This is a genomic window from Ectopseudomonas chengduensis (assembly GCF_900102635.1).
Lineage (GTDB): Bacteria > Pseudomonadota > Gammaproteobacteria > Pseudomonadales > Pseudomonadaceae > Aquipseudomonas > Aquipseudomonas chengduensis.
On sequence record NZ_FMZQ01000004.1, the window covers coordinates 217082 to 241978 of the forward strand.

Consider the following 24897-nt stretch of genomic DNA (forward strand, 5'->3'; position numbering starts at 1 on the left):
TGAGAGAGGCGCACAGAAAAAAGCCGGCGACGCACAAGGCGACACCGGCTTGCTTCGAGTTGCTTAGTGGTCAGCGCACGCCGGCGTTACGCAGCGCTGCAGGGGTGAAGTCCTTGGCCGAGGCCTGGGTGCCGTACTGGATCGACATCTTCTCCTCGTTGGCCATGCCGACGGCGACGTAGCGACCGGCGATGACGTCGTACAGCGCTTCCAGGGCGTAGACCGGGATCTTCTGCGCGTAGTGCTGCAGCAGCATGGCCTCGCCGACACGCCAGAGCTGGCCGCGACCGTCATAGTGCTCGGACAGGGCGATCTGCCAGGAGTCCTCGTCGACATAGAAGCGGCGCTTGGCGTAGATGTTGCGCTCACCGGACTTCAGCGTCGCCTCCACTTCCCACACACGGTGCAGCTCGTAGCGGGTCAGGTCCTGGTTGATGTGCCCGGCCTTGAGGATGTCGGCGTACTTCACGCTCGGCAGCGCCAGGCGGTAGTTGTTGTAGGGAATGAACAGCTCGCGCTTGCCCACCAGCTTCCAGTCGTAGCGATCCGGGGCGCCATTGAACATGTCGAAGTTGTCCGAGGTACGCAGACCGTCCGACGCAGTGCCCGGGCCGTCATAGGCCACCTGCGGCGCACGCCGTACGCGACGCTGACCAGCGTTGTACAGCCAGGCCATGCGCGGCTCGGCCACCTGGTCGAGCGAGTCGTGCACCAGCAGCACGTTACCGGCCAGACGCGCCGGAGCGGTGACCCGCTGCTTGAAGAACAGCAGCGCGTTTTCCGCCTTGCTCGGATCGATATCGGGGATGTTGTCCGGGAAGGCCACTTCGTCCTCGAAGTTCACCAGGGTGTAGGCGCCGTTGGTCTGCGGCGAGGCCTGCACGATGCTGCGCTTGAGGTTGCCACCGCGGTAACGGGTGATGTGGTTCCACACCACCTCCAGGCCGTTCTGCGGAATCGGGAAGGCGTAATAGCGGCTGTCGGTGAAGCCGGTCAGGCCGTTGCCGCCATCACGCAGGCCGGTCTTCAGCGCGCTGGTTTTGGCCGCAGCGTTGATCGCATCCGGTACCGCCGTACTGCGGTGCGTCGGGTACACCGGCATGCGATAGCTTTCCGGATAGCGCGCGAACATCGCCAGTTGCCCGGCCGACAACTGGTCGCGGTACTGCTCCAGGTTCTGCGCGGTGATGGTGAACAGCGGCTGCTCACCGGCGAAGGGGTCACTGAGAAAACCGCGTGCATCGACCTGCCCGGCATTGCTGGCCAGGCCGCCCGTCCAGGCGGGGATGGTGCCAGCTGCGTTGCCGGCCATCTCGCCGCCCAGCGGGGTCAAACTGGTACCGAGCTTGGCTGCTTCCTGCTCGCTGACCGCGGCCAGAACACCGCTGGCCAGCAGGCTCAGGGACAGCGCGCCGAGCATCTTCAGGGTTGTATTCATCTGCATTCCTCAACTGATCCTGTTGGCCTAGAAGCTCACGCCGAAGCTGAGCGCCAGGAAGTCGCGGTCGACCGCGGTGTTGTACTCGCCACCGAAGAAGTCGGTGTACGAGAGGCTGGCTGTATAGGTGTTGCGGTAGTCGGCATCGACCCCGAAACTCACCGCCTTGGCACCCTCGTTGAACAGGCCGTTGGGGCCATAGCCGTCGACGTCATGCGACCAGGAGACGTTCGGCCGCAGGTTCACCCCGGCGAACACGTTGCTGTACTCCCAGATGCCACGCACCCGGTAGCCCCAGGAAGTGCTGGTGACGAAGCCGTGAGTGTCGCCACGGAATCCGTAGGCACCGAACAGCGAATCGCGGCCGTAGCGCAGGTCTTCACGGCTCTCCAGCCCACCGACATGGGCCATGCCGATTTCGCCCACCAGGGTGAAGCGCCCGGCGCCCATCACCTGATCGAAGAAATGGGTCAAGGTGGTCTGCACCTGGGTGACTTCCTTGCGCCGGTAGCCGACGTTGTCCTGACCGGGGCCGGCCACGACAGGGGCAGTTGCTCCATTGGTGATGGGGTTGAGCAGGCTCAGGGTCATGTCGGTGGTGTTGATCTGCAGCGGCAGGTTCGGCCGGTAGCTGACCTCGCCGGCCCAGGCGGTGCCAGTAGGCAAGGTGGTGGAGAAGCTCAGTCCGTAGAGACGGATGTCCTCGGGGTATTCCAGGTAGTAGCGGCCATTGCCGAGCATTACGCTCTGCGCCAGGCCGGCGCCGCTGCCGGGTACGATGCCATTGGCGGTGCCGATGATCCCCGGCAGCGCATTCAAGGTCGCCTGCCCGGCGTTCTGCGTGCTGACGATGGGCGTGCGGCTGTGGTAGTTCATGAAGTAAGCGCCGTACTCGGTCTCGTCACCGAGCCAGCGCAGGGCCAGGCCCCACTGGCCGCTATCACGCGCATCACGATCACCGGCACGCGGCAGGATCACCCCTTCGCTGTCGACGCGGAAGCCCTGCCCGAACGCGGCGGCAATCGGCTGCAACGGCGCGATGGCCGGCGAGCCGATGTGGTAGCCGTTGTCGCAGCCATCGGCGGCCACATCGGCGGTGGAGAAGAAGGTGCCGCAGTTGTCGAGGATGGTTTGGTCCCACTCCAACTGATAGAAGGCCTCCATGCTCAGGCGGTCGGTGAGGCTCTGCGACAGGTAGAGCATGTTCACCGGGATCAGGCCTTCCTTGATCTCCGCGCCGGGGCGGCGGAAGGCGGCCACGTCGATCGGGTTGATGGCGTTGATGCTGTTGCCGATGAAAGTGCTCTCGCCCCAGCTCACCACCTGCTTGCCGACCCGCACCGTGCCCGGCAGATCGCCAATGGCGTAGTTGTGGTAGAGGAAGGCATCGAGAATTTCCGCCCCCGAAGACTTGGCGCCCTCCTTGCGATTGCTGTCGTCGATATCCTTGAACAGGCGGCTTTCGTCCTTGAGCTCGAAGTCGTACCAGTACTTGCCGCGCACGAATACGCCGGTATCGCGGTACTTCAGTTCGAGGTCGTGGATGCCCTTGAAGATCTTCGAGAAGGTCTCGCCCTTCTTGAAATTCAAGCGCCCATCGTCACCAGTCTGCGCCTGGCCCTGGCCGCCGTTGTTGGGGCCGATCAGATCGCGATCCGGACTGCGCATCGACCAGCTGGCGCCGACCGACAGCGAGCTGTCGAACTGCCCTTCGATCTCACCGATGTTGAAGTTGACGGCCTGTGCCGGTGCGACAAAACCGACGGCGACGGCCAAAGCCAAGGTGTGCGGCTGGAATAGTCCGGGCCCTGTTGTTCTTGTCATGCGGGTCTCCTGAAGTGGGGTGCAACTGCAGGGAACCCTACGCAGCGACCACACCTCGGATAAGCGCACCAAGGAGGGATTTCATCTGTCGCCCGAAAGGATGAATGGCGCCCTGGCGCGGGCGCAGGCCGCGACACTCAGCGTGCTGAATGACGAGGTATCAGGAAGGTGGGGAACTATTTGTTGGCAGGCCATGCTGCCCAATGCGCCACGGCTCTGAACTGTAGGAGCGGCGCCCCGCCGCGAACAGGGGCCGCGAAGCCAGGACAGCTCCGCCACCAGGCTGGGCTGTAACGAAAGCCGCCGGGAGCGCCTAATCCCATCGGCAGAGCCCGGAATCGGGCTCTGCCTGGTCGATCAGTTGCTGCTGGCCGCCAGTTCGCGCAACAGGACCTCGTGGAACAGCACCGGCGCCTCGACCTGCGGCGAATGGCCCAGCTCCGGCCACTCCACGAGTTTTGCCTCGGGAATCGCCTCGGCGGTCTTGCGGCCCAGTTCTGGGTAGTTACCAAGGCGCTGCGCGATTTCTTCCGGCGCGCGGTTGGCGCCTGGGGCGGTGCGATCCTTGCCACCGATCAGCAACAGGGTCGGTACCTTGATATTGGCGAACTCGTGCACCACAGGCTGAGTGAACAGCATCTCCGCCGTCTGCGCCTGGTTCCAGGCGACGATCTCTTTGTCAGGGCCGCTATACATGCCGTTGAGCATGTCGACCCAGCGGTCGTACTCGGGCTTCCACACACCGTTGTAGTAGAACTTCAGCTGGTAGTTCTTGATGCCGTCATAGGAGGTCTTCAACTCGCCCTGATAGAGCTGGTCGACCGTCACGTAGGGAACACCCTCCGCCTGCCAGTCCTCCAGACCGATAGGGTTGACCAGCACCAGCTTCTCGACGCGCAGGGCATGGTTCAGGGTATAGCGCGCGGCCAGCATGCCGCCCATGGAATGACCGATCATTGTGGCCTTCTCCACCCCCAACGACTCGAGCAGTGCGTCAGTATTGCTGGCCAGTTGGCCGAAGCTGAACTGATAGCCACGCGGTTTGCTTGAGCTGCAAAAACCGATCTGATCCGGTGCGATCACGCGGTAGCCGGCATCGCTCAGCGCCTTGATGGTCGCCTCCCAGGTAGCGCCGCAGAAATTCTTACCATGCAGCAGCACAGCTGTGCGGCCATTGGCCTGGCCGGTTGGCTTCACGTCCATGTAGCCCATCGACAGATCCTGCTGCTGCGAACTGAACTCAAAGCGCTGGATCGGGTGGGGATACTCGAAACCTTCCAGCTGCGGGCCATAACCAGCCTGCGGCGAGGCCTGGAGCACAGAGAGGGGAAGGAGGCTGGCGGAAAGTGTCGCGATAAGCAGGGTTTTCGTCACGGGCGCATTCCTCTGACTGAGTCGCTACTGCATGCCTGCCACGGCCAAGCTCAGGCGTAAAAAGGCTGTCGACTATAGCAACCACTCTCCGCTACCAAGGCGGCAAAACTTTTCTGGATGTGAACGAAACGCCTGAGATAGAGCCTTCAGGATATCGACATGGATTACCGCCAGCGATCCAGCAGATTCACCGCCAGCCGGTCCAGCCAGCCCCACAGGCGCTGTTGCGCGCGGCGCCACCAGGGGCGCTGGTGCCAATCATCGAGGGTGATCTCGCGGCTGACGCCGAAGTCCTCGATGAAGCTGGCCGTCACTGCCCGGGTGAAATCCGGGTCCAGCGCCTCGACATTGGCGTCGAGGTTGAAGCGCAGGTTCCAGTGGTCGAAGTTGCACGAGCCGACGCTGACCCAGTCGTCCACCAGCACCATCTTCAGGTGCAGGAAGCGTGGCTGGTATTCGAAGATGCGCACCCCGGCCCTGAGCAACTTGGGGTAGTAGCGCTGCCCGGCAAAACGCACCGGCGGGTGATCGGTGTTGCGCCCGGCCAGCAGCAGGCGCACCTCGACACCGCGCGCTGCGGCGCGGCGCAGGGCGCGGCGGATTTTCCAGGTCGGCAGGAAGTAAGGTGTGGCCAGCCAGACGCGCTGCTTGGCGCCCTTCAGTGCGCGCAACAGCGACAGCAGAATGTCGCGGTGCTGCGCAGCATCGGCATAGGCCACGCGCCCCAGACCAACGCCGGCCGGCGGGCATTCAGGCAGGCTCAGCGGTATCGGCTGATAACTCGGGCGCCAGGAAAAGCGCGCCAGCCACAGTTGCTCGAACAGCTGCTGCCAGTCGCCCACCAGCGGCCCTTCGATTTCCACCATGGCTTCGTGCCAGGGACTCCGAGGCTCGTCTGGCAGCCAGAACTCATCGGTGGAGCCAGTGCCGCCAACATAGGCCAGGCGCTGGTCCACCAGCAGCAGCTTGCGGTGATCGCGATGAAAGTTGCGGATACCCCGCCGCCAGCGCACCGGGTTGTACCAGCGCAGCTGCACACCGGCGGTCTGCATGCGCTCACGTAATGCGATGCCCAGGCCTGCCGCACCGTAGGCATCGAACAGACCACGTACCCTCACCCCACGCTCAGCCGCTCGGCACAGCGCCTCGACCAGACGCTCGCTGCAACTGCCGTCCTCGATCAGGTAAAGCTCGATTTCTACCTGCTGCTGGGCGCCCTCGATGGCTGCCAGCATACGCGGGAAAAATACCGACCCGTCCAGCAGCAATTCGAAGCGATTGCCGCCTCGCCAGGGGAAGATGCTGCCGCGCGCATGCACGCTCAACGCGCCGTAAAGATCAGCACGGCGCCCACCGGCACCGACAGGCTGATGGCCGGCAGTTCGGCGATTTTACGCAGCGCTTCGATGCCGCTGGCCAGGGCGAAATCTTCGGCGTGCAGCACCAGCGGCGCCAGGGTCACCACCTGGAAGCGGCGATCATCCAGCCGCGTCACCAACAGTTCGCTATGCAGCTCGCGCGTGCGCTCGTTGAGGGTCAGTTGCAGGGGCAAGCGCAATTCCAGCTGCGCCCCGGGTGCCAGGTCGGTGAGTTGCGGCAGGTTGACCTGCGCGCTGATGCGCGCCTCGGGCAGACGCGAAGTGTCGAACAGCATGGCGCGCAGGCGCTCGTCACGCAGCGGGATACCGGTGCTCAGCGAGTCAAGATCCACGCGCAGGCGCGCGCGACCATCGGCCGCGATCTGCCCGTGCAGGGTAAGAAAGCGATGCACCTCCGACTGACTGCCGGAATGGGTGGAGATGAACGACAGCCGCGAGGACTCGTTGTCCAGGTACCAGTCGGCGTGAACGGGCAAGGCAGCGGCAAGCAACAGGGCGAGAAGCGAACGGCGCATGAGAACTCGAAAACGGCATGACCAGGCGGCAACGATAGTCGCCAGCGCGAGCCTTGCAAAGCCCGGCGCCCACAGCACCGTAGAGCGGGTGCAACCCGCCGCTTCCAAGGTGGCGGGTTTCACCCGCCCTACTTGCTCGGCAACAACTGACAACCCTGCCGCTCGCCCAGCCAGACCGCGCTGTGAGTACGGCCCAGCCCGGTGGCGGTAACGCGCTTGGCGCTGTCGTCATCGAGCAGGCTGCTGATCGGCACGTACTGCTTCACATAGCCTTCACAGTAAGCCGCCGGGTTGCCGCTGACGTAGCGACAGGAGCAGTACTCCTTGGCCGTGTAGGCGCCGATGATGTCGGGGAAGGCGGCCAGATGGGCGCGATTAGGCCAGGCCCAGGCCAGCAGCAGGACCATCAGCAGCGCCAGCGCGCTGCGGATCGGATGGCGACGGATCATGGCTGCACCTCTTCGGCGAAGGCCGCACGCACGCGTTTGAGCAGCTCGTTGTGGTTGAAGCTGCCGTCGCGGTCATCGGCGTAACGCACCACCAGCAGGTTGTCTTGTGGCATCACGTACAGCCCCTGCCCCCAATGCCCGAGCGCGGCGATGGTATCGGCCGGTGCATCCGGCCAGGGCCGCGTGCTGCCTGGCAGTTCGGCGTTGAGCCACCAATGCCCGCCTGGCACGGCATCCCCCGGCTTGGCCAACTGCGGCTGGTAGTCAGCGAAAGGCGTGGATACGAAATCGACCCAGGCAGCCGGCAGCAACTGGCGCTCGCCCCAGCGACCGCCGCGCTGCATCAGCAGGCCGACACGGGCCAGGTCGCGCGCGCTCAGGTAGGCATAGGACGACGCAACGAAGGTGCCGCTGGCATCGCGCTCCCAGGTCGCTCTGGTGATGCCCAGCGGCTCGAACAACGCTGTCCAGGGATAGTCAGCGTAAGCCTGCTCGCCGACCATGCCACGCAACGCGGCGGCCAGCACGTTGCTGTCGCCACTGGAATAACGAAAGCGCGTGCCCGGCGCGGCGTCCGCCGCATGCGCAGCGGTGAAGGCCGCCATGTCGGTGCGGCCGCGGGTGTAGAGCATGGCCACCACCGAGGATTTCAGCGGCGCATACTCGTAGTCCTCTTCCCAGGCCAGGCCCGAGGCCCAGTTGAGCAAGTGACCGATCTTGATCTGCGGGTGCTCGGCCATCGCCGGGTAGTACTGCGCGGCCGGTGCATCGAGCTTGAAGCGCCCCTCGCCGTAAGCGACGCCGAGGGTGGTAGCGAGCAGGCTCTTGGCCATCGACCAGGTCAGGTGCGCGGTCCGCGCCGTGGTCGGTTCGGCGTAGCGCTCGTAAACGATCTGCCCGTCGCGTATCACCAGCAGCGCATCGGTACGCACGCCCGTGCGTTCGACGTCATCGCGTTCCGGGAAGGCGTACTGTTCGAGCTCGGCCAGCGCGGTGCTCTCGACACGGGGTTGACTCTGCCAGTCGGGTTGCGGCCAGTTTTCCGCCAAGGCGGTACTGGCAGCCAGGCTGAAACCGAGCGCCAGGCTCAGTCGACGAAGCAAGGAGATGGACATGGGCGGCCTCGATCAGAAATCGTGGCGCACCCTAGCATGGCCATGATGACGGCTTGAAGCGACGGAACCGCCATCTGCGCCCCTCATTTGGGCAGTTGGTAATCCTCCGGGCCCATCAGGTCGAGACCGCATTCGAGGTTCTCGATCCAGTAGAGAAAGGCGCTGATCATTTCCGGGCCGACGAAGGGCCGGCCGTGCTGCGGCACGATCATTTCCACATCCATCTGCCGCACCATCGCCGCCCACAGGCGACAGGCCTTGTTGCCGGCCATATAGCGGCGGTGGAAGCCTTCCATATTCGGCACGTGGTTGACGAAGTCGCGCACCGGCGAAGCGTCGTCGACCAGCGAAGCGCCCATGTCACCGGAGAAAAGGATCTTGCTCACCGGGTCATAGACCTGGAAGTTTCCCACCGAGTGCAGGAAGTGCGCCGGCACGGCCTTGAGCGAGCATTTGCCGAGCGGGATGCTCTGGCCACGATCCGGCAACGCGATGATGCGATCGAAGGTGTTGATGCCACGGCTCAACACCAGGTAGTTGGCGGTCAGGTGCGGCAGAAAACGCGCCCACAGCTTGGAGCAGATCACCCGCGCACGGGTGTGCAGCAGCCACTTGTCGAGCGAGGCGATGATGTCCGGGTCCTGGTGCGAGGCGAAGATGTAGGTCAGGTCCTGCACCGGAATGTGCTTGGACAGTTCCAGCGACAGCGGCGTATAGGTCAGATCACCGCCCGGATCGAGCAGCAGGTACTGCTCGTTGTCGGTGATCAGAAACTGGTTGGATTGCACGCCTTCGCCGCTGACCAGGTCATCGAACATCAGGCATTGGTGGCTGCCGTTATCGAACAGCACGATGGGCTCGCGGCGCATGGAAACCTCGTAGAAGAAACGCGAGGCAACCTTAGGCGCACGACCGCAGGACGGTACTGATATGGATCAACGGCCGGCGACAATCCGCCGCGCTTTCTCCAGACGCTTGCTGCGCGCCGCCTCGGCGATGCGCAGCAAGCCCTTGTCGCGCTGCCACAGCTCGGCCCAATGCGCAGGACCGCCGGCAAAGGCCACCTTCAGCTCATCGGCCAACGCCTGCTGCTCGGCGAACAACCCGGCCAGCAGCAGATGGGTGGTGGGCGCATCGGGCGCCTGCCGCGCGACCTCGGCACAACCGGCCAGCAGCGCCTGCAGGCGCAATAGCAGCGTTTCAGGCCAGGCACAATCGCGCCCCACGCCAAACTGCCAGGCGACAACAGCGGTAAGTACGTGCACGTCTTCCAGGGTGCGGAAGGGTTTGACGTAGTCGTCCCAGCCGTCGCCGGCCAGGCGCTCGCCGTGGGCCTGTTCCAGGTGCAGTCGCGCATGGCCGATATCCGGCATCAACGGCAGGGCCGGCAGCGGCTCGATACGTACACCTGGCGCGCCCTGGCGTACCACGCCCAGAGCCAGACGCGGCGCCTGCCCCTCGTCCTCCTCACGCGCCGCCACCAGCAGCCAGTCGGCACATTCGGCAGCGGTGACGAAATCCTTGCGCCCCGTGATCTGCAGGCCGTCGATACGTGTGTTCATGTCCGCCGGGCGGGTGCTGCGGTTCTCCGTCACGCACAGCGCGCCTGCCGTCCAGGGCGCCGCCGGCCACAGCATGCGCAACGCCGCCTGATAGCCGGCGAGAAAGGCCAAGCCCGGCGTGGCCGCCAGCAGGCCGCCCACCAGTGCCAGTTCGAAGGGTTGCGGCGTGCCGCCCAGGCGCTCCAGCAAACGGGCGTACCAGTCTTCCAGGCCCACCTCGGCAGTCAGGCGCTCATTGGGCTGAAACAGACTCGACCAGGGCATCGCACGGGCTCCTCGCAGCAGTATCTGCGCCGCTGTCACATAAGCATAAAAAAAGCGTCACGGTGGTGACACCGCAGCTACCTAGCCTGAGCTTGCCCAACAAGATCGACCGGCTGCAAGCATTCAGCCGGCACACGGAGGATCTGGCATGACTCAAACCGCTCGCCGTCTGCAGGCCGAACGTCTGCAAGGCCCCGCCGCCCTGCGTGAAGCTCAGGCCTTGCGCTACCGCGTATTCAGCGCGGAATTCGATGCCAAGCTCAACGGCGCCGAACTGGGTCTGGACATGGACGACTACGACATTCACTGCAGCCATATCGGCGTGCGTGATCTGAACAGCGGCGAACTGGTCGCCACCACTCGCCTGCTCGATCACCAGGCCGCCGCGGGTCTCGGTCGCTACTACAGCGAAGAGGAATTCGCCCTGCACGGCCTGGCCAAACTGGAAGGCCCGGTACTGGAAATCGGCCGCACCTGCGTCGATGTCGCCTACCGCAACGGCGCCACCATCGCCGTGCTCTGGGGCGAACTGGCCGAGGTACTCAACGAAGGCGGCTACCGCTACCTGATGGGCTGCGCCAGCATCTCCATGCAGGACGGCGGCATCCAGGCGCATGCCGTGATGCAGCGTCTGCGCGAACGTTACCTGTGCACCGAACACCTGCGTGCCGAGCCCAAACATCCCCTGCCGCAACTGGATCTGCCGGGCAACGTCATCGCCGAGATGCCACCACTGCTCAAGGCCTACATGCGCCTGGGCGCAAAAATCTGCGGCGAGCCGTGCTGGGACAAGGACTTCCAGGTGGCCGACGTGTTCATCCTGCTCAAGCGCGACGAGCTGTGCCCGCGCTACGCTCGGCACTTCAAGGCGGCAGTCTGAAACCCGGCTGTAGGAGCGAGCTCTGCTCGCGAACGAGAGTGTCCAGCATTCGCGAGCAGAGCTCGCTCCTACAGAACATATGACGATAAGGCATCGCCAAGCGGTTCGAGCCATGGATAATGTCGGCACTCATTCACGAGCGGAGGCCGCGATGGCCAAACTGCGTCTGTCCCTGCGCCTCTTTCATCTGGCCCTGGTAATCGCCTTCGGTACCTTGCTGGCCGGCATCGTCAGCCTGGTCGAGCGGGTAGTTCGGCACGATCTGATGCCGCTGCGCCAGCGTCTGACGCGCTGGTTCCTGGCACGCCTGGGCGGCGCCCTGCCATTTCGCGTACGGGTCGAGGGCGAGCTGCCGACGCAGCCGATGCTGTGGGTCAGCAACCATGTGTCATGGACCGACATTCCGCTGTTGGGCGCCCTGCAGCCGCTGTCCTTCCTGTCCAAGGCAGAGGTGCGCGACTGGCCGGTCGCCGGCTGGCTGGCACACAAGGCCGGCACGCAGTTCATCCGCCGCGGTGCGGGCGACAGCAGCCAGGTCGGCCAGCAGCTCACCCGCCATCTGCAGCAGGGTCATCACCTGCTGATATTTCCCGAAGGCACTACCACCGACGGCCTCGCGCTACGCACTTTCCACGGCCGCCTGCTGAGCAGCGCCATCGACAGCGGCGTGGCCGTACAACCCGTCGCCATCCGCTATCTGCGCGACGGCCAGCCCTGCCCCGTGGCACCCTTCATCGGCGACGACGACATGCTCTCGCACCTGCTGCGCCTGCTCTCGAGCTCAGCCTGTGAAGTGGAGATCCGCCTGCTCGCGCCGATTCCCAGCGAATCACGCAGCCGCAACGAACTGGCCCGGCACAGCCAGGCCATCATCGCCAGCGCCCTGCTGCTGAACACAGCCGAGCAGGAGCAGGCCGAGGCGGCCTGAGCGCACTCAGTCAGCCGGCGGTACGATCAAGGCGTCGCTGTCGACCGACGCCAGCAGCTGGCTGGCCACGCTGCCGAGGAAGAGGCGCGAAACGCCTTCACGGGCGTGGGTGCCCAGAACCAGCAGGTCCGCGCCGGAGTGGCGCAAGGCCTCGCCAATCACCCCTTCCGGTGAGCCAATCTGTACCAGCAAACGCTCGTGACCCAGCTTCGCACCGACTGCATCGAGGCGCTCCACCAGTTGCTGACGCAGCAGCTCGCGCTGGTTCTCCAGCACCTCGGCGCTGATGCCGGCTTCCATCATCGCGCCCGCCGCCACCGGCTCGACCGCACTGGCCACATGCAGGTTGTCCAGGCTCGCCAGGCCCAGCTCACGCGCCCGGTTCAGAGCCTGTTGCGACGTACGCGACAGGTCCATCGCCAGCAGCGCATGACGATACTCGTGGGTCACCGGGCCATTGACCCGCAGCACCGGCAGATGGCTGCTGCGCACCACGCGTTCGAGCGTGGTGCCGACGAAGAAGTCGCGCAGCGCCGACTTGCGATGCGCGCCCACCAGCAGTAGATCGGCGCCCATGCCCTGCGCGCTCTCGACGATCACCGCCGCGGCCTCGCCAGTGCCCACGATCACCCGCGGAATGCTGCCGGCCTGCTCGCCCAGGCGTTCAGCCTGCGCCTGCAAGAGCGTCTCGGCTTGTTGCACCTGACGCTGCACGTGCGCGGCCGGCGCATCGTCATCGATCACATGCAGAAGACTCCACTCACCGCCACCCTGACGGCGGATCAGTTGCACGGCGCGCTGCACCGCATGCGCCGAACGCTCGGACAGGTCGGTCGCTACCAGAATCTTGATCATCTCGTTTCCTCCATGGGTTTAACACCGCGTTACATTCAAGCGCCTCTCGACTCCGTACTCCTTGATGCAGGTCAGGCCCGACGCGGTAAAGCGGACTAGGGTAATCAGGACTGCTCACTGCCCGCCGGATGGCGGCCAACAAGCGCAGCCCGGCCCAAACAAGGAGACGCGCCGCATGGGCAATGCCCCCTCACAACATAGTGACCACACCTGGCACGGTTTGACTGCACAACAAGCGCTCGATGCCCAGCACAGCAGCGCCAGCGGTCTCAGCCAGGACGAAGCCGAACTGCGCCTGCAACGCCACGGCGCCAACCGCCTGCCGCCGCCGCAACGCCGTGGACCGCTGCTGCGCCTGCTCTATCAGTTCCACAACGTGCTGCTCTACATGATGCTGGTCGCCGCCCTGACCACCGCCCTGCTCGGCCATTGGGTCGATACCTCGGTGATCCTTGCCGCCGTGCTGATCAACGTGATCATCGGCTTCATCCAGGAAGGCAAGGCGGAGAACGCGCTGGACGCCATCCGCAGCATGCTCTCGCCCCACGCCATGGTGCTGCGTGGCGGTGAACGCCATGAAATCGATGCCGAGCGCCTGGTGCCCGGCGACATCGTGCTGCTGGTATCCGGCGACAAGGTGCCAGCCGACCTGCGCCTGATCAGCGTGAAGAACCTGCTGGTGGAAGAAGCGGCGCTGACCGGCGAATCGGTACCGGTGGAAAAATCCGTGGCGCACTGCAACGCCGACGCCGCACTCGGCGACCGCCGCTGCATGGCTTATTCGGGCACGCTGGTCAGTAGCGGCCAGGCCAGCGGTGTGGTGGTGGCCAGCGGCGCCGACACCGAGCTCGGCCGAATCGGCGCGATGCTGCAGCAGGTACAGGCGTTGTCCACGCCGCTGCTGCGACAGATCGAACAGTTCAGCCGCTGGCTGGCGGTGATCATCCTGATCCTAGCCTTGGCCACCTTCATCCTTGGCATCCTCTGGCACAGCCAGAATCCGGGGGAGATGTTCATGATGGTGGTGGCGCTGACCGCCTCGGCCATCCCCGAGGGTCTGCCGGCGATCATGACGGTGATCCTCGCCCTCGGCGTGCAGCGCATGGCCGGCCACAATGCCATCGTCCGCAGCCTGCCGGCAGTGGAAACCCTGGGCTCGGTGACGGTGATCTGCTCGGACAAGACCGGCACCCTGACCCGCAACGAAATGACCGTACAACGCGTGGTCAGCGCCAGCCGCATCCTCGATATCAGCGGCGTCGGCTATGCCCCGGAAGGCGCCTTCCACCAGGACGGCAAGCTGCTTGAGCCCGACACCGAACTGCTGGAGATCGCCCGTGCCGCACAGCTGTGCAACGACGCCCGCCTGCAACAGGACGCCGCCGGCCACTGGCAACTGCATGGCGACCCGACCGAAGGCGCGCTGCTGACCCTGGCGCTGAAAAGCGGTCTCGATATCCAGTCGCTGCACACACAACTGCCCCGCAGTGACGCGATTCCGTTCGAGTCCGAACACCGTTTCATGGCCACCCTGCACCATGACCACGCAGGCCATGGCCTGGTCTACCTCAAGGGCGCCCCCGAGCGCGTGCTGGAAATGTGCGCCAGCCAGCGCAGCGCCGACGGCGCTAACACGGCTCTGGATGCCGACTACTGGCGACGCCAGGCCACCGATCTGGCTGCCCGTGGCCTGCGCCTGCTGGCCCTGGCCAGCAAAACGGCACCGACCGAGCAACGCAACCTGAGCTTCGACGACGTAGAAGATGGGCTGACTCTGCTCGCTCTGGTCGGCATCATCGACCCGCCACGCGAGGAGGCCATCGCCGCTGTCGCCGAATGCCAGCGCGCCGGTATCCGGGTAAAGATGATCACTGGCGACCATGCCGAGACGGCCCGCGCCATCGGTGCGCAACTAGGCATCGGCGTCGGCCTGCCGGCGATGACCGGCGCCGAGCTGGAACTGCTCGATGACCGCCGCCTGCGCGAGGTGTTGCCCGGCGTCGAGGTATTCGCCCGCGCCAGCCCCGAGCACAAACTGCGCCTGGTGCAGGCCATGCAGGACAGCGGCGAGGTCGTGGCCATGACCGGCGATGGCGTCAACGACGCACCGGCCCTGAAGCGCGCCGACGTCGGCGTGGCGATGGGCAACAAGGGCACCGAAGCGGCCAAGGAAGCAGCCGAAGTAGTGCTGGCCGACGACAACTTCGCCACCATCGCCGGGGCCGTGCGCGAGGGTCGGGCGATCTACGACAACCTGAAGAAATTCATCCTGTTTTCTCTACCGACCAATGGCGGCCAGTCGCTGATCGTGATCTTCGCCATTCTGTTCCAGGTGGTGCTGCCACTGACGCCGGCGCAGGTGCTGTGGATCAACATGGTCACCTCCAGCACCCTGGGCCTGGCGCTGGCCTTCGAACCCAGCGAACGCGGTTTGATGCAGCGCGCCCCACGCGCGCCGAACGAGCCCCTGCTATCCGGCTTCTTCGTCTGGCGCGTGGTAATGGTTTCGCTGCTGATTGCCGGCGCGGGCATCGGCCTGTTCCTCTGGGAGCTGAAGCTTGGCAACAGCCTGGAAAGCGCCCGCACCATCGCAGTGAATGCCATAGTGATGTGCGAAATCTTCTACCTGTTCAACAGCCGCAGCATCTTCGGCTCGGTGCTCAACCGCGACGCCCTGCTGGGCAACCGCGCGGTGCTGGTGACCATCGCCATCTGCCTGGTGCTGCAGCTGTTGTTCACCTATGCACCGCCGCTGCAGGGGGTATTCGGCTCGGTCGGCCTGAGCCCAGAGGAATGGCTGCGTGTACTGCTGGCAGGCCTGGCGCTGTTCGCCGTGGCGGAGCTGGAGAAATGGGTGGTGCGGCGCTTTGGCCTGCATGCTCAGGCGACCTGAGCCGCTGAAGGAGAGATTGCAGTGATGGTCGCCGCGGCTGACGCCCCTCCCACAGCGCCCGACGCGAAACCTGGTGGTAGGCGCTTTGGCAGCGAACGTCGCAGCGGCGAAAGCCCTGGTGCGCACGGCGCACCCTACGGTCCAGACTCGGTTCACATGTAGGGTGCGCTGCGCGCACCGCCGCTACCTCGATGCGTTCAGTTCGGCCTCGGCGAAGGCCATCAGTTCGGGGTAGAAGGCACTGAAGTCCTCACTGAGCGGCTCGTACAGCCGCTCCAACTCCGCCAGGCTGCCGTCGAGCAACTGCGGCCGCGACAGCCGTCGCTGCATGCCGGCGATCACCTGCTCCAGCACCGCGAACTCGCGGTAGCTGCCGAGCCAGTCCTGCGCGGCCATGCGCGGTGCCATCAGTGCCAGGCGCCCTGGCAGCTCGGCCTCGGCGGCCAGCACCCGGTACACCTCGCGGGTGAAATGGTCCAGCGGCTGCGCCGCATACTCGGCCCAATCGCGGGCCAGGCAATGGTCGAAGAACAGGTCCAGCAGCATGCCGGCCGTGCGTCGCCGCGCGGCGGGAAAGCGGGCACGCGCGCAGGCTTGCAGTGGGTGGCTGTCGGTGAAGGCATCGATGCGCCGGTGCAGACGAATGGCCGCCTCGATTTGTGCCGGCCAGCGCCCGCTCAACGGGCCTTTGACGAAATCGCCGTAGAGGCTGCCAAGCAACTGCGGTGGTGCGTCGCCACCAAGATGGAGATGGGCCAGATAGTTCATCCCGCGAGCTTACCGCCGTGAGCAGAACAATCGAAGCCGTTGATGGAGACTATTGGAACAATCAATCTGTATATCGCTCGGAGACGATATAAGGTTCGCCCCATGACGATACACACCGACACCGCCATGGACATCGACACCATCATCAAGGCCCTCGCCCACCCAGTGCGCCGCGACATCCTCGACTGGCTGAAGGAGCCCGAGCTCAACTTCGCCGAACAGGATCATCCGCTGGAGATCGGCGTGTGCGCCGGCAAGATCTTCCTGCGCACCGGGCTGTCGCAATCCACCGTTTCCGCCCATCTGACCACCCTGCAACGCGCCGGTCTGGTGACCAGTCGCAAGGTCGGCCAGTGGCACTTCTTCAAGCGCAACGACGAGCTGATCCAGGCTTTCGTCGAGCGCCTCGGCCAGCAACTCTGATTTGACCTTTCCCTCGGAGAAACCACCATGCCCACACTGTTCGACCCCATCCAGATCGGTGATCTGCAACTGAACAACCGCATCATCATGGCGCCGCTGACCCGCTGCCGCGCCGACGAAGGCCGCGTGCCCAACGCGCTGATGGCCGAGTACTACGTGCAGCGCGCCTCGGCCGGCCTGATCATCAGCGAAGCCACTGCCGTCACGCCGATGGGCGTGGGCTACCCGAACACCCCCGGCATCTGGTCGGATGCGCAGATTCGCGGCTGGAGCAACATCACCCAGGCGGTACACGCCAACGGCGGCAAGATCGTCCTGCAGCTGTGGCACGTCGGCCGCATCTCCGACCCCATCTACCTGAACGGCGAACTGCCGGTCGCTCCCAGCGCGATCCAGCCGGCCGGCCACGTCAGCCTGGTACGCCCGATCAAGGACTTCGTTACCCCGCGCGCGCTGGAAACCGAAGAGATCGCCGATATCGTCGAGGCTTATCGTCAGGGCGCCGAAAACGCCATGGCTGCCGGTTTCGATGGCGTGGAAATCCACGGCGCCAACGGTTACCTGCTCGACCAGTTCCTGCAGAGCAGCACCAACCAGCGCACCGACCGCTACGGCGGCAGCATCGAGAACCGCGCGCGTCTGCTGCTGGAAGTGACCGATGCAGCCATCTCGGTATGGGGCGCCGGCCGCGTCGGCGTACACCTGGCACCGCGTGCCGATTCGCACGACATGGGTGACGCCAACCGAGGCGAAACCTTCGGCTACGTCGCTCGCGAGCTGGGCAAACGCGGCATCGCCTTCATCTGCGCTCGCGAAAAAGCCGACGACGACAGCCTGACGCCGCAACTGAAGAAGGAGTTCGGCGGCGTATTCATCGCCAACGAACGTTTCACCAAGGATCAGGCCAACGCCTGGCTGGCCGAAGGCAAGGCTGATGCCGTGGCCTTCGGCATCCCCTTCATCGCCAACCCGGACCTGCCGCAGCGCCTGGAACAGGACGCCGCGCTGAACGAGCCGCACCCGGAAACCTTCTACGGCTCCGGCCCGGTCGGCTATATCGACTATCCGCGTCTGTAAGATCGCAGCTAATGCACCTCCCGCAAGCGATATCCTGCGGGAGGGGCTTTAGCCGCGACCAATAAACGAACGCCCCGCATTGCGGGGCGTTCGTTTATCGAGATGGTGGCACTCAGCGCTGATTGATCTGCTGCTGCAGATTCACCACCTGGCTCTGCAGGGTATTGATGTTGCGCGTCATCTGCGCGCGGAAGGCATCGAACTCGGCGGTATTCGGCCCGGCACTGGCGGCCGGGCGGTTGTCCAGCTCGCTGCGCAGCACCAGCAGATCCTGCTCCAGGCTACGGATCGATTGCGCCGGATTGCCCTGCTTCTTCAGCGCATCAATATCGCCACCGAGGGTCTTGATGCGGGTATCGAGCTTGGCCAGTTCGGCCTGGGTCGCCTTGACGTCCGCCTGGGCAGATTTCAGCGCTGCCTGCTCGGTGGAGAGCGCCTGCAGACGCTTGTCGAAGTCGGCGCTGGCGCCGATGCCACTCTTGAGCTCCGCACCCAACTGCTCGATACGCTTGTCCAGCGCTGCTTGCGCCGTGGCGCTCTGCTGTTGCTGCTTGCCCAGCTCGGCCAGGCGATTTTCCAGCTGCTTGACCTGCAGCTTGAGTGCCTCGCTGCCGCTGGTGACGTTGGACTCGGTGGCCACCACCTTGCCGGAAATATCCTGAATTCGTCCGGCCGCCTCCTCGCTGATGCGCGCGAAGCTTTCCTGGGTCGCCACCAGGCGCTGCTCCATCAGGCCGATCTGCTGCAGGCTCCACCAGCCCAGGCCGGCCAGGGCGAAACTCAGCGCGCCAACCAGCGCCCACAGCGGACCGGTACTGGCGCCCTTGGCCACTGCAGCCTTGCTGCTGGTGACACGGCTGCTGCGCGCAGCGGGCTCCTCACGCGGCTCGGCGAAATCCTCACGGCGCTCCGGAGTCAGGCTGGGCAGATTGTCGAGTTCGTCGTTGGCGTCGTTACGCATGGTCGGACCTATGGTTGGAACGAATGAACGGAAATGCCGCGCAGTATACCGATTCGCCATTACACCATCAGCGTCGCGCCAAGCAGGTGCGCGGCGCACCGACGAAGGGCGCGACAGGGCCATCGACTCGCCTGCAGCCCAGCAGTTCCGCAAAACATGAACTGGTACGCACTTTGCTTTTTTCTCCCGTCGTGAACGAGCCGATAGCGCGTCGCTCACAAGCCAGCAGGCGGCCTGAAAGTTCTGCAAAGCACGAAGATGTGTCCCAGCCGAAGGATTACGGCTGGCGCGGTTACGGATGGTGAGGAAGGCCTGAACCCGTGACCCTTCAACCAATCGGGGGAAGTGGCAATGGAACTGAACAAAGAAGTACTGGACTGCATGAAAGCGCTGCGTCGCCGTCTACGCGAAGAGCAGGACGTGGACATTCGCCTGAGCCAGCCCAACGCGGTCGGCGCCATGCTCGATGGCAGCCTGAAATCCGACGATGAAGAAACCCGCCGCCTCGGCCAGCGCCTGGCCGAACTGTCCGATCAACCGCAGCGCGCATCGGCCACCCCACTGGCCGCCGTCGAGATACCGGTCGGCGCGCCAAGCGGCTCGGTACGTATCTATCGCGGCCAACGCATCTACGCCTGAGGTCCCATCTGCGCCTGCCACCAGGTGCAGAATTCATCCAGTGCATCCCACAGACTGGCCCGGGGTTCGTAACCAAGGTACTCGCGGGCACGGTCGATGTTCAGAGAGAAATCCCTGGCCATCACCGCCACGCCAAGACGAAACAGACTCGGCTCGGGCCGCCCCGGCAGCACCCGACACACGCCTTCGTTGAGCGTCGCCGCGGCGTAAGCCAGCGGGAACGGCACATGCCGCGTCACCGGGGGCAGCTCGAGGCGACGCAAGACGTAATTGACCACGTCCCACAGCGGCACCGGCGCGCCGTTGCTGATGTTGTACACCTGGCCGAGCGCCGCCCCGTCCACCTGCAGCGAGCTGAGCAAGGCGTCATTGAGATTGTGCACGTTGGTGAAGTCGACCTTGTTCAGACCATTGCCGATGATCGCCAGGCGACCCTTGCGCTGCATGCCGATCAAGCGCGGGAAGATGCTGGTATCACCCGCGCCGGTGACGAAGCGCGGACGCAGAGCGATTACCTCCAGGCCGAACTCCTGCGCGGCGAACACCTGCTGCTCGGCCAGGTACTTGGTCTTGCCGTAGTGATCGGAGAAGCGCCTGGGCACCTGCTCCTCGCGAATATCGACATGGGACTTGCCATCGAAATAGATCGACGGTGAGGACAGATGCACCAGGCGCCGCACCTTCTGTTTGAGACAGGCATCGACGACATTCTCGGTGACCGTGACGTTGGCCTGATGAAAATGCGCATAGTCGCCCCACACGCCCACCGCACCTGCGCAGTGCACCACGGCCTCGACATCCCGGCACAGCGCCTGGGCCAGCTCGGCATCCCCCAGATCGCCCTGGACGAACTCGGCGCCGCGCTTGATCAGATGCTGCACGCCCTCGGCACGACGGCCGTTGACCCGCACGTCCAGGCCCTGTTCGAGCGCGAAACGAGCGAAGCGCCCCCCGATGAAGCCACTCGCGCCGGTGACCAGAATCTTCATCGCCATCCCCTACCATTGATTCTTGTAGTTGCCGCACTCTAGCAGCGCTCGTCCCCCGCTGCCCTGTCGGTAACGGCCAGAATACCGACCCGCCAGGCCGTACTCGCCTGGCAGGGCGCACCCTACGGACCGGGTTGCACCTGCACCAGCGCGCCGCCGGCTGCGCGACGCAGGCATTCGGTCAGCTCGCTGAGCAATTCGCCGCCATTGCGCCAATGGTGCCAGTACAACGGCACATCGATGAAACGCTCGGGCAGCAGATCCACCAGCCTGCCGCTGGCCAGTTCCTCGCGCACCTGCAGTTCCGGCACCAGGCCCCAGCCCAAACCGCCTTCAGCGAGACGCACGAAGCCTTCGGACGAGGGGCACAGGTGATAGGCAAAAGCACCAGTGACACCGAAGCCCGCCAGGTAACGATGCTGCAACTGATCATCCGGGCCATAAACGATGGCCGGCGCACGCACCAGCGCGTCAGCGCTGACGCCAGCGGCAAAATGCCGGGCGATGAAGGCCGGGCTGGCCAGCGCGCGATAGCGCATCGCCCCCAGCGCCAGACTGCGCGCACCCGCCACCGGGCGCTCGGCAGCACACACGCAACCGGCCACCTCGCCCGCGCGCATGCGCTTGAGACCGACCTCCTGATCCTCCACCACCAACTCCATCAACACCTGCTGAGCGGCACAGAATTCGGCGGTCGCCGCCGCCCACCAGGTCGCCAGGCTGTCGGCGTTGATGGCGATGCGCAGGCGCTCGGGCAAGGCCTGTTCATCCAGCCCCGGCACCTGGCCTTGCAGGTCGCGCTCGAGCAGGCGCACCTGCTGCACGTGGTTGAGCAGGCGCCGACCGATTTCGGTAGGCGCTGGCGGCGTCGCGCGCACCAGCACCGGCTGGCCGACCCGCGCTTCGAGCAACTTGATGCGTTGCGACACCGCCGACTGCGACAGCCCCAGCACCTGCGCCGCACGCTCGAAGCCGGCCTGCTCCACCACCGCGGCCAGAGCGGCGAGAAGTTTGTAATCGAACAATCGATTTTCCTAATGAGTGATCAGCAATATTGGTTTCTCTTATACATCCACACACAGCAGACTCGCCAGCATTCAACCCAATCAGGAGCCCGCCATGTCTGGCGAAACCAACCTCGCACGCCTGCTGCAGAGCATGACGCCGCAGCTCAATCCCGGTCAGTACGTGTTCTGCTGTGTCCCAGCCGAGCATGACTGCAGCACCCTGCAGCCGCTCGCCAGCATGCACGAGCCTGAAGGTCTGAGCCTGGTGCTGACGCGCGAAATCGCCGATGCCCATGGCCTGAGCTACGACTACGTCGCCGCCTGGATCACCCTTGAGGTGCATTCGTCGCTGGCGGCCGTGGGTCTTACTGCTTCCTTTTCCGCCGCCCTGGCGCAGGCCGGCATCAGTTGCAACGTGGTCGCCGGCTTTCATCACGACCATATCTTCGTGCCCAGCGAACGAGCCGAACGGGCGCTCTCCACCCTGCGCGCCCTGTCGGCGGCATCCCTGCCGGAGCCGGCATGATGTGGCAGAGCTACAGCAATGGCCTGCTGGTGGCCATCGGTCTGATCATGGCCATCGGTGCGCAGAACGCCTTCGTCCTGGCGCAGAGCCTGCGCCGCGAACATCATTTGCCAGTGGCAGCCCTGTGCATCGTCTGCGATGCCCTGCTGGTGGCCGCTGGCGTGTTCGGCCTGGCCACCCTGCTGGCACAGAGTCCGACCTTGCTGGCCATCGCTCGCTGGGGCGGCGCCGCCTTCCTGATCTGGTACGGCAGCCAGGCGCTGCTGCGCGCTGCGCGCCCGCAATCGCTGCAGGCGGCCGGTAGCGAACCGCGCTCATTGCGCGCGGTGCTGCTCGCAGCGCTGGCGGTCACCCTGCTCAACCCGCACGTCTATCTGGATACCGTGCTGCTGATCGGCTCGCTCGGTGCCCAGCAACCTGAACCCGGCGCCTATGCCGCTGGCGCGGCCAGCGCGTCCTTTCTCTGGTTCAGCGCTCTGGCGCTCGGCGCGGCCTGGCTGGCGCCCTGGTTGGCAAAGCCGTTGACCTGGCGCCTGATCGATCTGGGCGTGGCGGCGATGATGTTCGCGGTGGCGGCGCAGTTGATTCTGGGTGCGTTGTAAGGTTTGCAGTCGCGCATAATGCGTCTGGCCTATTACGGGCGCCTCTAGCAACGTAAGCGAGGCAGCCAGCGCAAGGCAAAAACAGGCGAAAAAGCGCAGTTTACGAGTTGTAAATGAGCATTTTGAGCCTGTTTTTAACGCCGCGATGGCAACGCAGGTAGTTGTTAGAGATGCCCTTACGCCAGGAGCAACAATGGATACCCTGCATGCGATGCGCGTGTTCGTTCAAGTGGTCGAGCGCGGCAGCTTCACCGCTGCGGCCCAGGCGCTGGATCTGTCCACCGCGCAGGTATCGCGACTGATCACCGAGCTGGAGCAACATCTCGAGGCACGCCTGCTGCAGCGCACCACGCGGCGCCTGGCGCTGACCGAAACCGGCGAGCGCTATCTGGAGCGCTGCCGGCAGATTCTTGGCCAGATCGACGAAGCCGACGCCGAAGCGCGCGGCGCCCACCACACCCCCAGCGGTCGCTTGCGCGTGCACACCATGACCGGCCTCGGCCTGCAGCACCTGACGCCATTGATCGCCCGCTACGCCGAGCGTTATCCACAGGTGGTGGTAGAGCTCACCCTGGCGCAACGCACCCCTGATCTGCTCGAAGACGGCCACGACGTGACCGTCGCCTTCGCCCGCGACCTGCCGGACTCGCAACTGGTGGCGCAACGCCTGGGTCCGGTCTACAGCGTACTCTGCGCCGCCCCCAGCTACCTGGCCCAGCATGGCATCCCGCAGCAGCCGAGCGATCTGCAGCAGCACCGCTACCTGCGCCTGACCGACCCGCTGTACCGTGGCCAATGGGATTTCGGCGACGAGCAACTGGAGGCGCTGCCGGCCGAGTGCTTTCAGGTCAACGTCGCTGAAGCCCTGGTCAAGGCGGCCCAGGCCGGCATGGGTTTCTGTCTGCTGCCTTCGTTCGTCGCCAGCCAGCCGCTGCGTGAAGGACGCCTGCTGCGCATCCTGCCGCAGCACCGGCTGCGCGCCCTGAACATCTATGCGATGTATCCGTCACGACGCTTTCTCGATGCCAAGACCCGCACCTGGGTGGAGTTTCTCAAGGCCGAACTGCCGCCGCTGCTGCGCGCTGACGAAGCGGTACTGGACGACGCGCAATACTGGGCGACGCCTGCAGGATTGTTGCGCTATAGGTAATGGTCATTCACCCGGAACGCGCTTTTTCGCACCTCGATGCCTCACTAGGATGACTTCGAACCCACGAAGAATCCCAAGAGGATCGCCCCAATGAAGAACCTTCTCACTGCCACTGTCCTGTCCCTTTCCACTCTGCTGGCCACTCAGGCCTGCTTCGCCGAAGAGTCGGCGGCCTTCGTCGCTCATCAACAGGCCCACCAGCAACAGCCGCACGCCACAGCCACCCAGCAGGCGCAAACCGCGAGCACACAGAACAGCGATCAGCACGGTTGAACCAGAGCTTACCTGGCGCCGGCCGCGCTCCTGACCGGCGTCCCTCGGGCCGCTGAAACGGCCCTTTTTCCTGCATCGAGGCCACCATGAAACGTATCGTCTGCCTGCTCGCTTTCGGCTGCGCCGCCACCCTGGCACATGCCGAAACGCCCGAGCACTACCACTACGGCATGCACCTGGACATTGCCAAGGTCATCAGCCAGACCCTGCCGCAAGGCTGCGAAGCGGGTGAAGCCCGCATGGTCTACCTGGATTCCAAAGGTGAACAGCACACGCTGATCTACCAACGTACCGGCGAAGACTGCCGCTACTGAGCACCGCAAAGGCCACACATCCTGGCTCTACCTGGACCGCACGAACTCGGCGCTGAAGCGTCCACCGTCTGGCCGCGTGAAGGTCTCGTACATCCGATCCCCCTCGACCCTCAGCTGCAACTCCTTCGTCGTCCTGACGCCACCGACCCAGTTGGGAAAGGTGGCGCCCTCGACCCGGTTACCGGCAAAACGCCCCTGCTCGTCGACGCTGTAGGTGCCAAAGAAGCCGATGCTCGACGCCATGGCACGGCGATTTTCTTCGTCACTACCCCCGCCGCGCGCATCGGATGCAAAACGCGGTGTATCGCCGTTGGTCAGCACTTCGACGAAATGCATGTCAGGCGTGAATACCAGCATGCCTTGCGGGTTGTCACCGTACGGACGCTCGATCCTGCCATCTGCTTCCAGGGTGGCGGAAACCATACGCCAGGTGCCTGCCACCTGGTTGATCGCACGCGCGTCGGATTCGCTCCCGCTGGCCGTGGCGCTCAGGGCCAGTGCCAGCAAACCGGCCATCAGTGTTGGCCGCGAAAAGGACCAGCCCCTGTCAGCCAGATCAATCCACAGGGAGGCTCGGGTGCTCTGCTCGATCTTCATCGGTAATCTCCTTAAAGGGTGAAACCGATGGTATGAGCCGGGTCGAGCTATGATAAGCCCCACCAATACGAACGCCCTCGTGAAGAAAACTCACC

Annotated in this window: 26 protein-coding genes; 11 read left to right on the forward strand and 15 right to left on the reverse strand. The window is 64.8% G+C overall.

Features of this window, described 5'->3' with window-relative positions; genetic code table 11:
* Positions 1-70: 70 nt before the first annotated feature.
* The 9 genes from BLS08_RS09290 to BLS08_RS09330 all read right to left on the reverse strand — a co-directional run bounded on the left by BLS08_RS09290 (position 71) and on the right by BLS08_RS09330 (position 9920).
* Positions 71-1438, reverse strand: a complete 1368-nt coding sequence (locus BLS08_RS09290; protein ID WP_031306422.1) for a DUF1329 domain-containing protein — start codon at positions 1436-1438, stop codon at positions 71-73.
* Between the two features lie 27 nt (positions 1439-1465).
* The gene (locus BLS08_RS09295; protein WP_090336397.1) at positions 1466-3262 is read right to left on the reverse strand and encodes a DUF1302 domain-containing protein; all 1797 of its coding nucleotides are present in this window, start codon (positions 3260-3262) and stop codon (positions 1466-1468) included.
* Positions 3263-3619: 357 nt separating this feature from the next.
* The gene (locus BLS08_RS09300) at positions 3620-4636 is read right to left on the reverse strand and encodes an alpha/beta fold hydrolase (protein WP_090336399.1); all 1017 of its coding nucleotides are present in this window, start codon (positions 4634-4636) and stop codon (positions 3620-3622) included.
* Between the two features lie 164 nt (positions 4637-4800).
* Complete coding sequence (locus BLS08_RS09305; protein WP_017678073.1) at positions 4801-5955, reverse strand: phospholipase D-like domain-containing protein; 1155 nt, start codon at positions 5953-5955, stop codon at positions 4801-4803.
* A 2-nt stretch (positions 5956-5957) separates the two neighbouring features.
* The gene (locus BLS08_RS09310; protein ID WP_017678074.1) at positions 5958-6530 is read right to left on the reverse strand and encodes a YceI family protein; all 573 of its coding nucleotides are present in this window, start codon (positions 6528-6530) and stop codon (positions 5958-5960) included.
* A 128-nt stretch (positions 6531-6658) separates the two neighbouring features.
* Positions 6659-6979 (reverse strand): hypothetical protein, encoded by a 321-nt coding sequence (locus tag BLS08_RS09315; protein ID WP_017678075.1) that lies wholly within the window; start codon positions 6977-6979, stop codon positions 6659-6661.
* Positions 6976-8094 carry a serine hydrolase domain-containing protein gene (locus BLS08_RS09320; RefSeq protein WP_017678076.1) on the reverse strand — a complete coding sequence of 373 codons (1119 nt, stop codon included), beginning with the start codon at positions 8092-8094 and terminating at the stop codon, positions 6976-6978. Before BLS08_RS09320 ends, BLS08_RS09315 begins: the two co-directional genes overlap by 4 nt.
* 83 nt (positions 8095-8177) lie before the next feature.
* Positions 8178-8963, reverse strand: coding sequence for an oxygen-binding di-iron domain-containing protein (locus tag BLS08_RS09325; RefSeq protein ID WP_017678077.1), 786 nt, complete (start codon positions 8961-8963; stop codon positions 8178-8180).
* A gap of 66 nt (positions 8964-9029) precedes the next feature.
* The gene (locus BLS08_RS09330) at positions 9030-9920 is read right to left on the reverse strand and encodes an acyl-CoA dehydrogenase family protein (protein ID WP_021488223.1); all 891 of its coding nucleotides are present in this window, start codon (positions 9918-9920) and stop codon (positions 9030-9032) included.
* Positions 9921-10068: 148 nt separating this feature from the next.
* On the opposite strand from BLS08_RS09330, the gene olsB reads away from it, so the two are divergent.
* Together olsB and BLS08_RS09340 are read left to right on the forward strand one after the other, a co-directional pair.
* Positions 10069-10800: an L-ornithine N(alpha)-acyltransferase gene (gene olsB / locus BLS08_RS09335; RefSeq protein WP_017678079.1), complete on the forward strand. Its 732-nt coding sequence runs from the start codon at positions 10069-10071 to the stop codon at positions 10798-10800.
* Between the two features lie 151 nt (positions 10801-10951).
* On the forward strand, positions 10952-11728 hold the full coding sequence (locus BLS08_RS09340; RefSeq protein ID WP_017678080.1) for a lysophospholipid acyltransferase family protein: 777 nt from the start codon (positions 10952-10954) through the stop codon (positions 11726-11728).
* Positions 11729-11734: 6 nt separating this feature from the next.
* Here BLS08_RS09340 and BLS08_RS09345 read toward each other — a convergent pair whose 3' ends face one another.
* Positions 11735-12583: a universal stress protein gene (locus BLS08_RS09345; protein ID WP_017678081.1), complete on the reverse strand. Its 849-nt coding sequence runs from the start codon at positions 12581-12583 to the stop codon at positions 11735-11737.
* Positions 12584-12758: 175 nt separating this feature from the next.
* Here BLS08_RS09345 and BLS08_RS09350 point away from each other — a divergent pair, with 175 nt between their 5' ends.
* On the forward strand, positions 12759-15476 hold the full coding sequence (locus BLS08_RS09350; protein WP_090336402.1) for a cation-transporting P-type ATPase: 2718 nt from the start codon (positions 12759-12761) through the stop codon (positions 15474-15476).
* A 183-nt stretch (positions 15477-15659) separates the two neighbouring features.
* Here the strand turns inward: BLS08_RS09350 and BLS08_RS09355 are convergent, their stop codons facing one another.
* Positions 15660-16244 (reverse strand): acyl carrier protein phosphodiesterase, encoded by a 585-nt coding sequence (locus BLS08_RS09355; protein WP_017678083.1) that lies wholly within the window; start codon positions 16242-16244, stop codon positions 15660-15662.
* 126 nt (positions 16245-16370) lie between these two features.
* Here BLS08_RS09355 and BLS08_RS09360 point away from each other — a divergent pair, with 126 nt between their 5' ends.
* Positions 16371-16667, forward strand: coding sequence for an ArsR/SmtB family transcription factor (locus BLS08_RS09360; RefSeq protein ID WP_169886839.1), 297 nt, complete (start codon positions 16371-16373; stop codon positions 16665-16667).
* Positions 16668-16694: 27 nt separating this feature from the next.
* On the forward strand, positions 16695-17744 hold the full coding sequence (locus BLS08_RS09365) for an alkene reductase (RefSeq protein ID WP_017678085.1): 1050 nt from the start codon (positions 16695-16697) through the stop codon (positions 17742-17744).
* A gap of 112 nt (positions 17745-17856) precedes the next feature.
* On the opposite strand, the gene BLS08_RS09370 is transcribed toward BLS08_RS09365, so the two are convergent.
* Complete coding sequence (locus BLS08_RS09370; RefSeq protein WP_017678086.1) at positions 17857-18705, reverse strand: hypothetical protein; 849 nt, start codon at positions 18703-18705, stop codon at positions 17857-17859.
* A gap of 351 nt (positions 18706-19056) precedes the next feature.
* On the opposite strand from BLS08_RS09370, the gene BLS08_RS09375 reads away from it, so the two are divergent.
* A complete protein-coding gene (locus BLS08_RS09375) occupies positions 19057-19344 on the forward strand; it encodes a hypothetical protein (protein ID WP_017678087.1) in 288 nt (95 codons plus the stop codon).
* On the opposite strand, the gene BLS08_RS09380 is transcribed toward BLS08_RS09375, so the two are convergent.
* Together BLS08_RS09380 and BLS08_RS09385 are read right to left on the reverse strand one after the other, a co-directional pair.
* Complete coding sequence (locus BLS08_RS09380; protein ID WP_026088689.1) at positions 19335-20333, reverse strand: NAD-dependent epimerase/dehydratase family protein; 999 nt, start codon at positions 20331-20333, stop codon at positions 19335-19337. The two genes, BLS08_RS09375 and BLS08_RS09380, sit on opposite strands and share 10 nt — an antisense overlap.
* A 122-nt stretch (positions 20334-20455) precedes the next feature.
* Entirely contained in the window at positions 20456-21358 is a 903-nt protein-coding gene (locus tag BLS08_RS09385; protein WP_017678089.1) for a LysR family transcriptional regulator ArgP, read from the reverse strand.
* A gap of 94 nt (positions 21359-21452) precedes the next feature.
* On the opposite strand from BLS08_RS09385, the gene BLS08_RS09390 reads away from it, so the two are divergent.
* The 5 genes from BLS08_RS09390 to BLS08_RS09410 all read left to right on the forward strand — a co-directional run bounded on the left by BLS08_RS09390 (position 21453) and on the right by BLS08_RS09410 (position 24205).
* Entirely contained in the window at positions 21453-21866 is a 414-nt protein-coding gene (locus tag BLS08_RS09390) for an ACT domain-containing protein (protein WP_017678090.1), read from the forward strand.
* Positions 21866-22468, forward strand: a complete 603-nt coding sequence (locus BLS08_RS09395; RefSeq protein WP_017678091.1) for a LysE/ArgO family amino acid transporter — start codon at positions 21866-21868, stop codon at positions 22466-22468. Before BLS08_RS09390 ends, BLS08_RS09395 begins: the two co-directional genes overlap by 1 nt.
* A gap of 193 nt (positions 22469-22661) precedes the next feature.
* Complete coding sequence (locus BLS08_RS09400; protein WP_017678092.1) at positions 22662-23618, forward strand: LysR family transcriptional regulator; 957 nt, start codon at positions 22662-22664, stop codon at positions 23616-23618.
* Positions 23619-23708: 90 nt separating this feature from the next.
* Positions 23709-23891, forward strand: a complete 183-nt coding sequence (locus tag BLS08_RS09405; RefSeq protein WP_017678093.1) for a hypothetical protein — start codon at positions 23709-23711, stop codon at positions 23889-23891.
* A gap of 86 nt (positions 23892-23977) precedes the next feature.
* A complete protein-coding gene (locus tag BLS08_RS09410) occupies positions 23978-24205 on the forward strand; it encodes a DUF2790 domain-containing protein (protein ID WP_017678094.1) in 228 nt (75 codons plus the stop codon).
* Between the two features lie 27 nt (positions 24206-24232).
* On the opposite strand, the gene BLS08_RS09415 is transcribed toward BLS08_RS09410, so the two are convergent.
* Positions 24233-24802 (reverse strand): lipocalin-like domain-containing protein, encoded by a 570-nt coding sequence (locus BLS08_RS09415; RefSeq protein ID WP_017678095.1) that lies wholly within the window; start codon positions 24800-24802, stop codon positions 24233-24235.
* Positions 24803-24897: the final 95 nt, after the last annotated feature.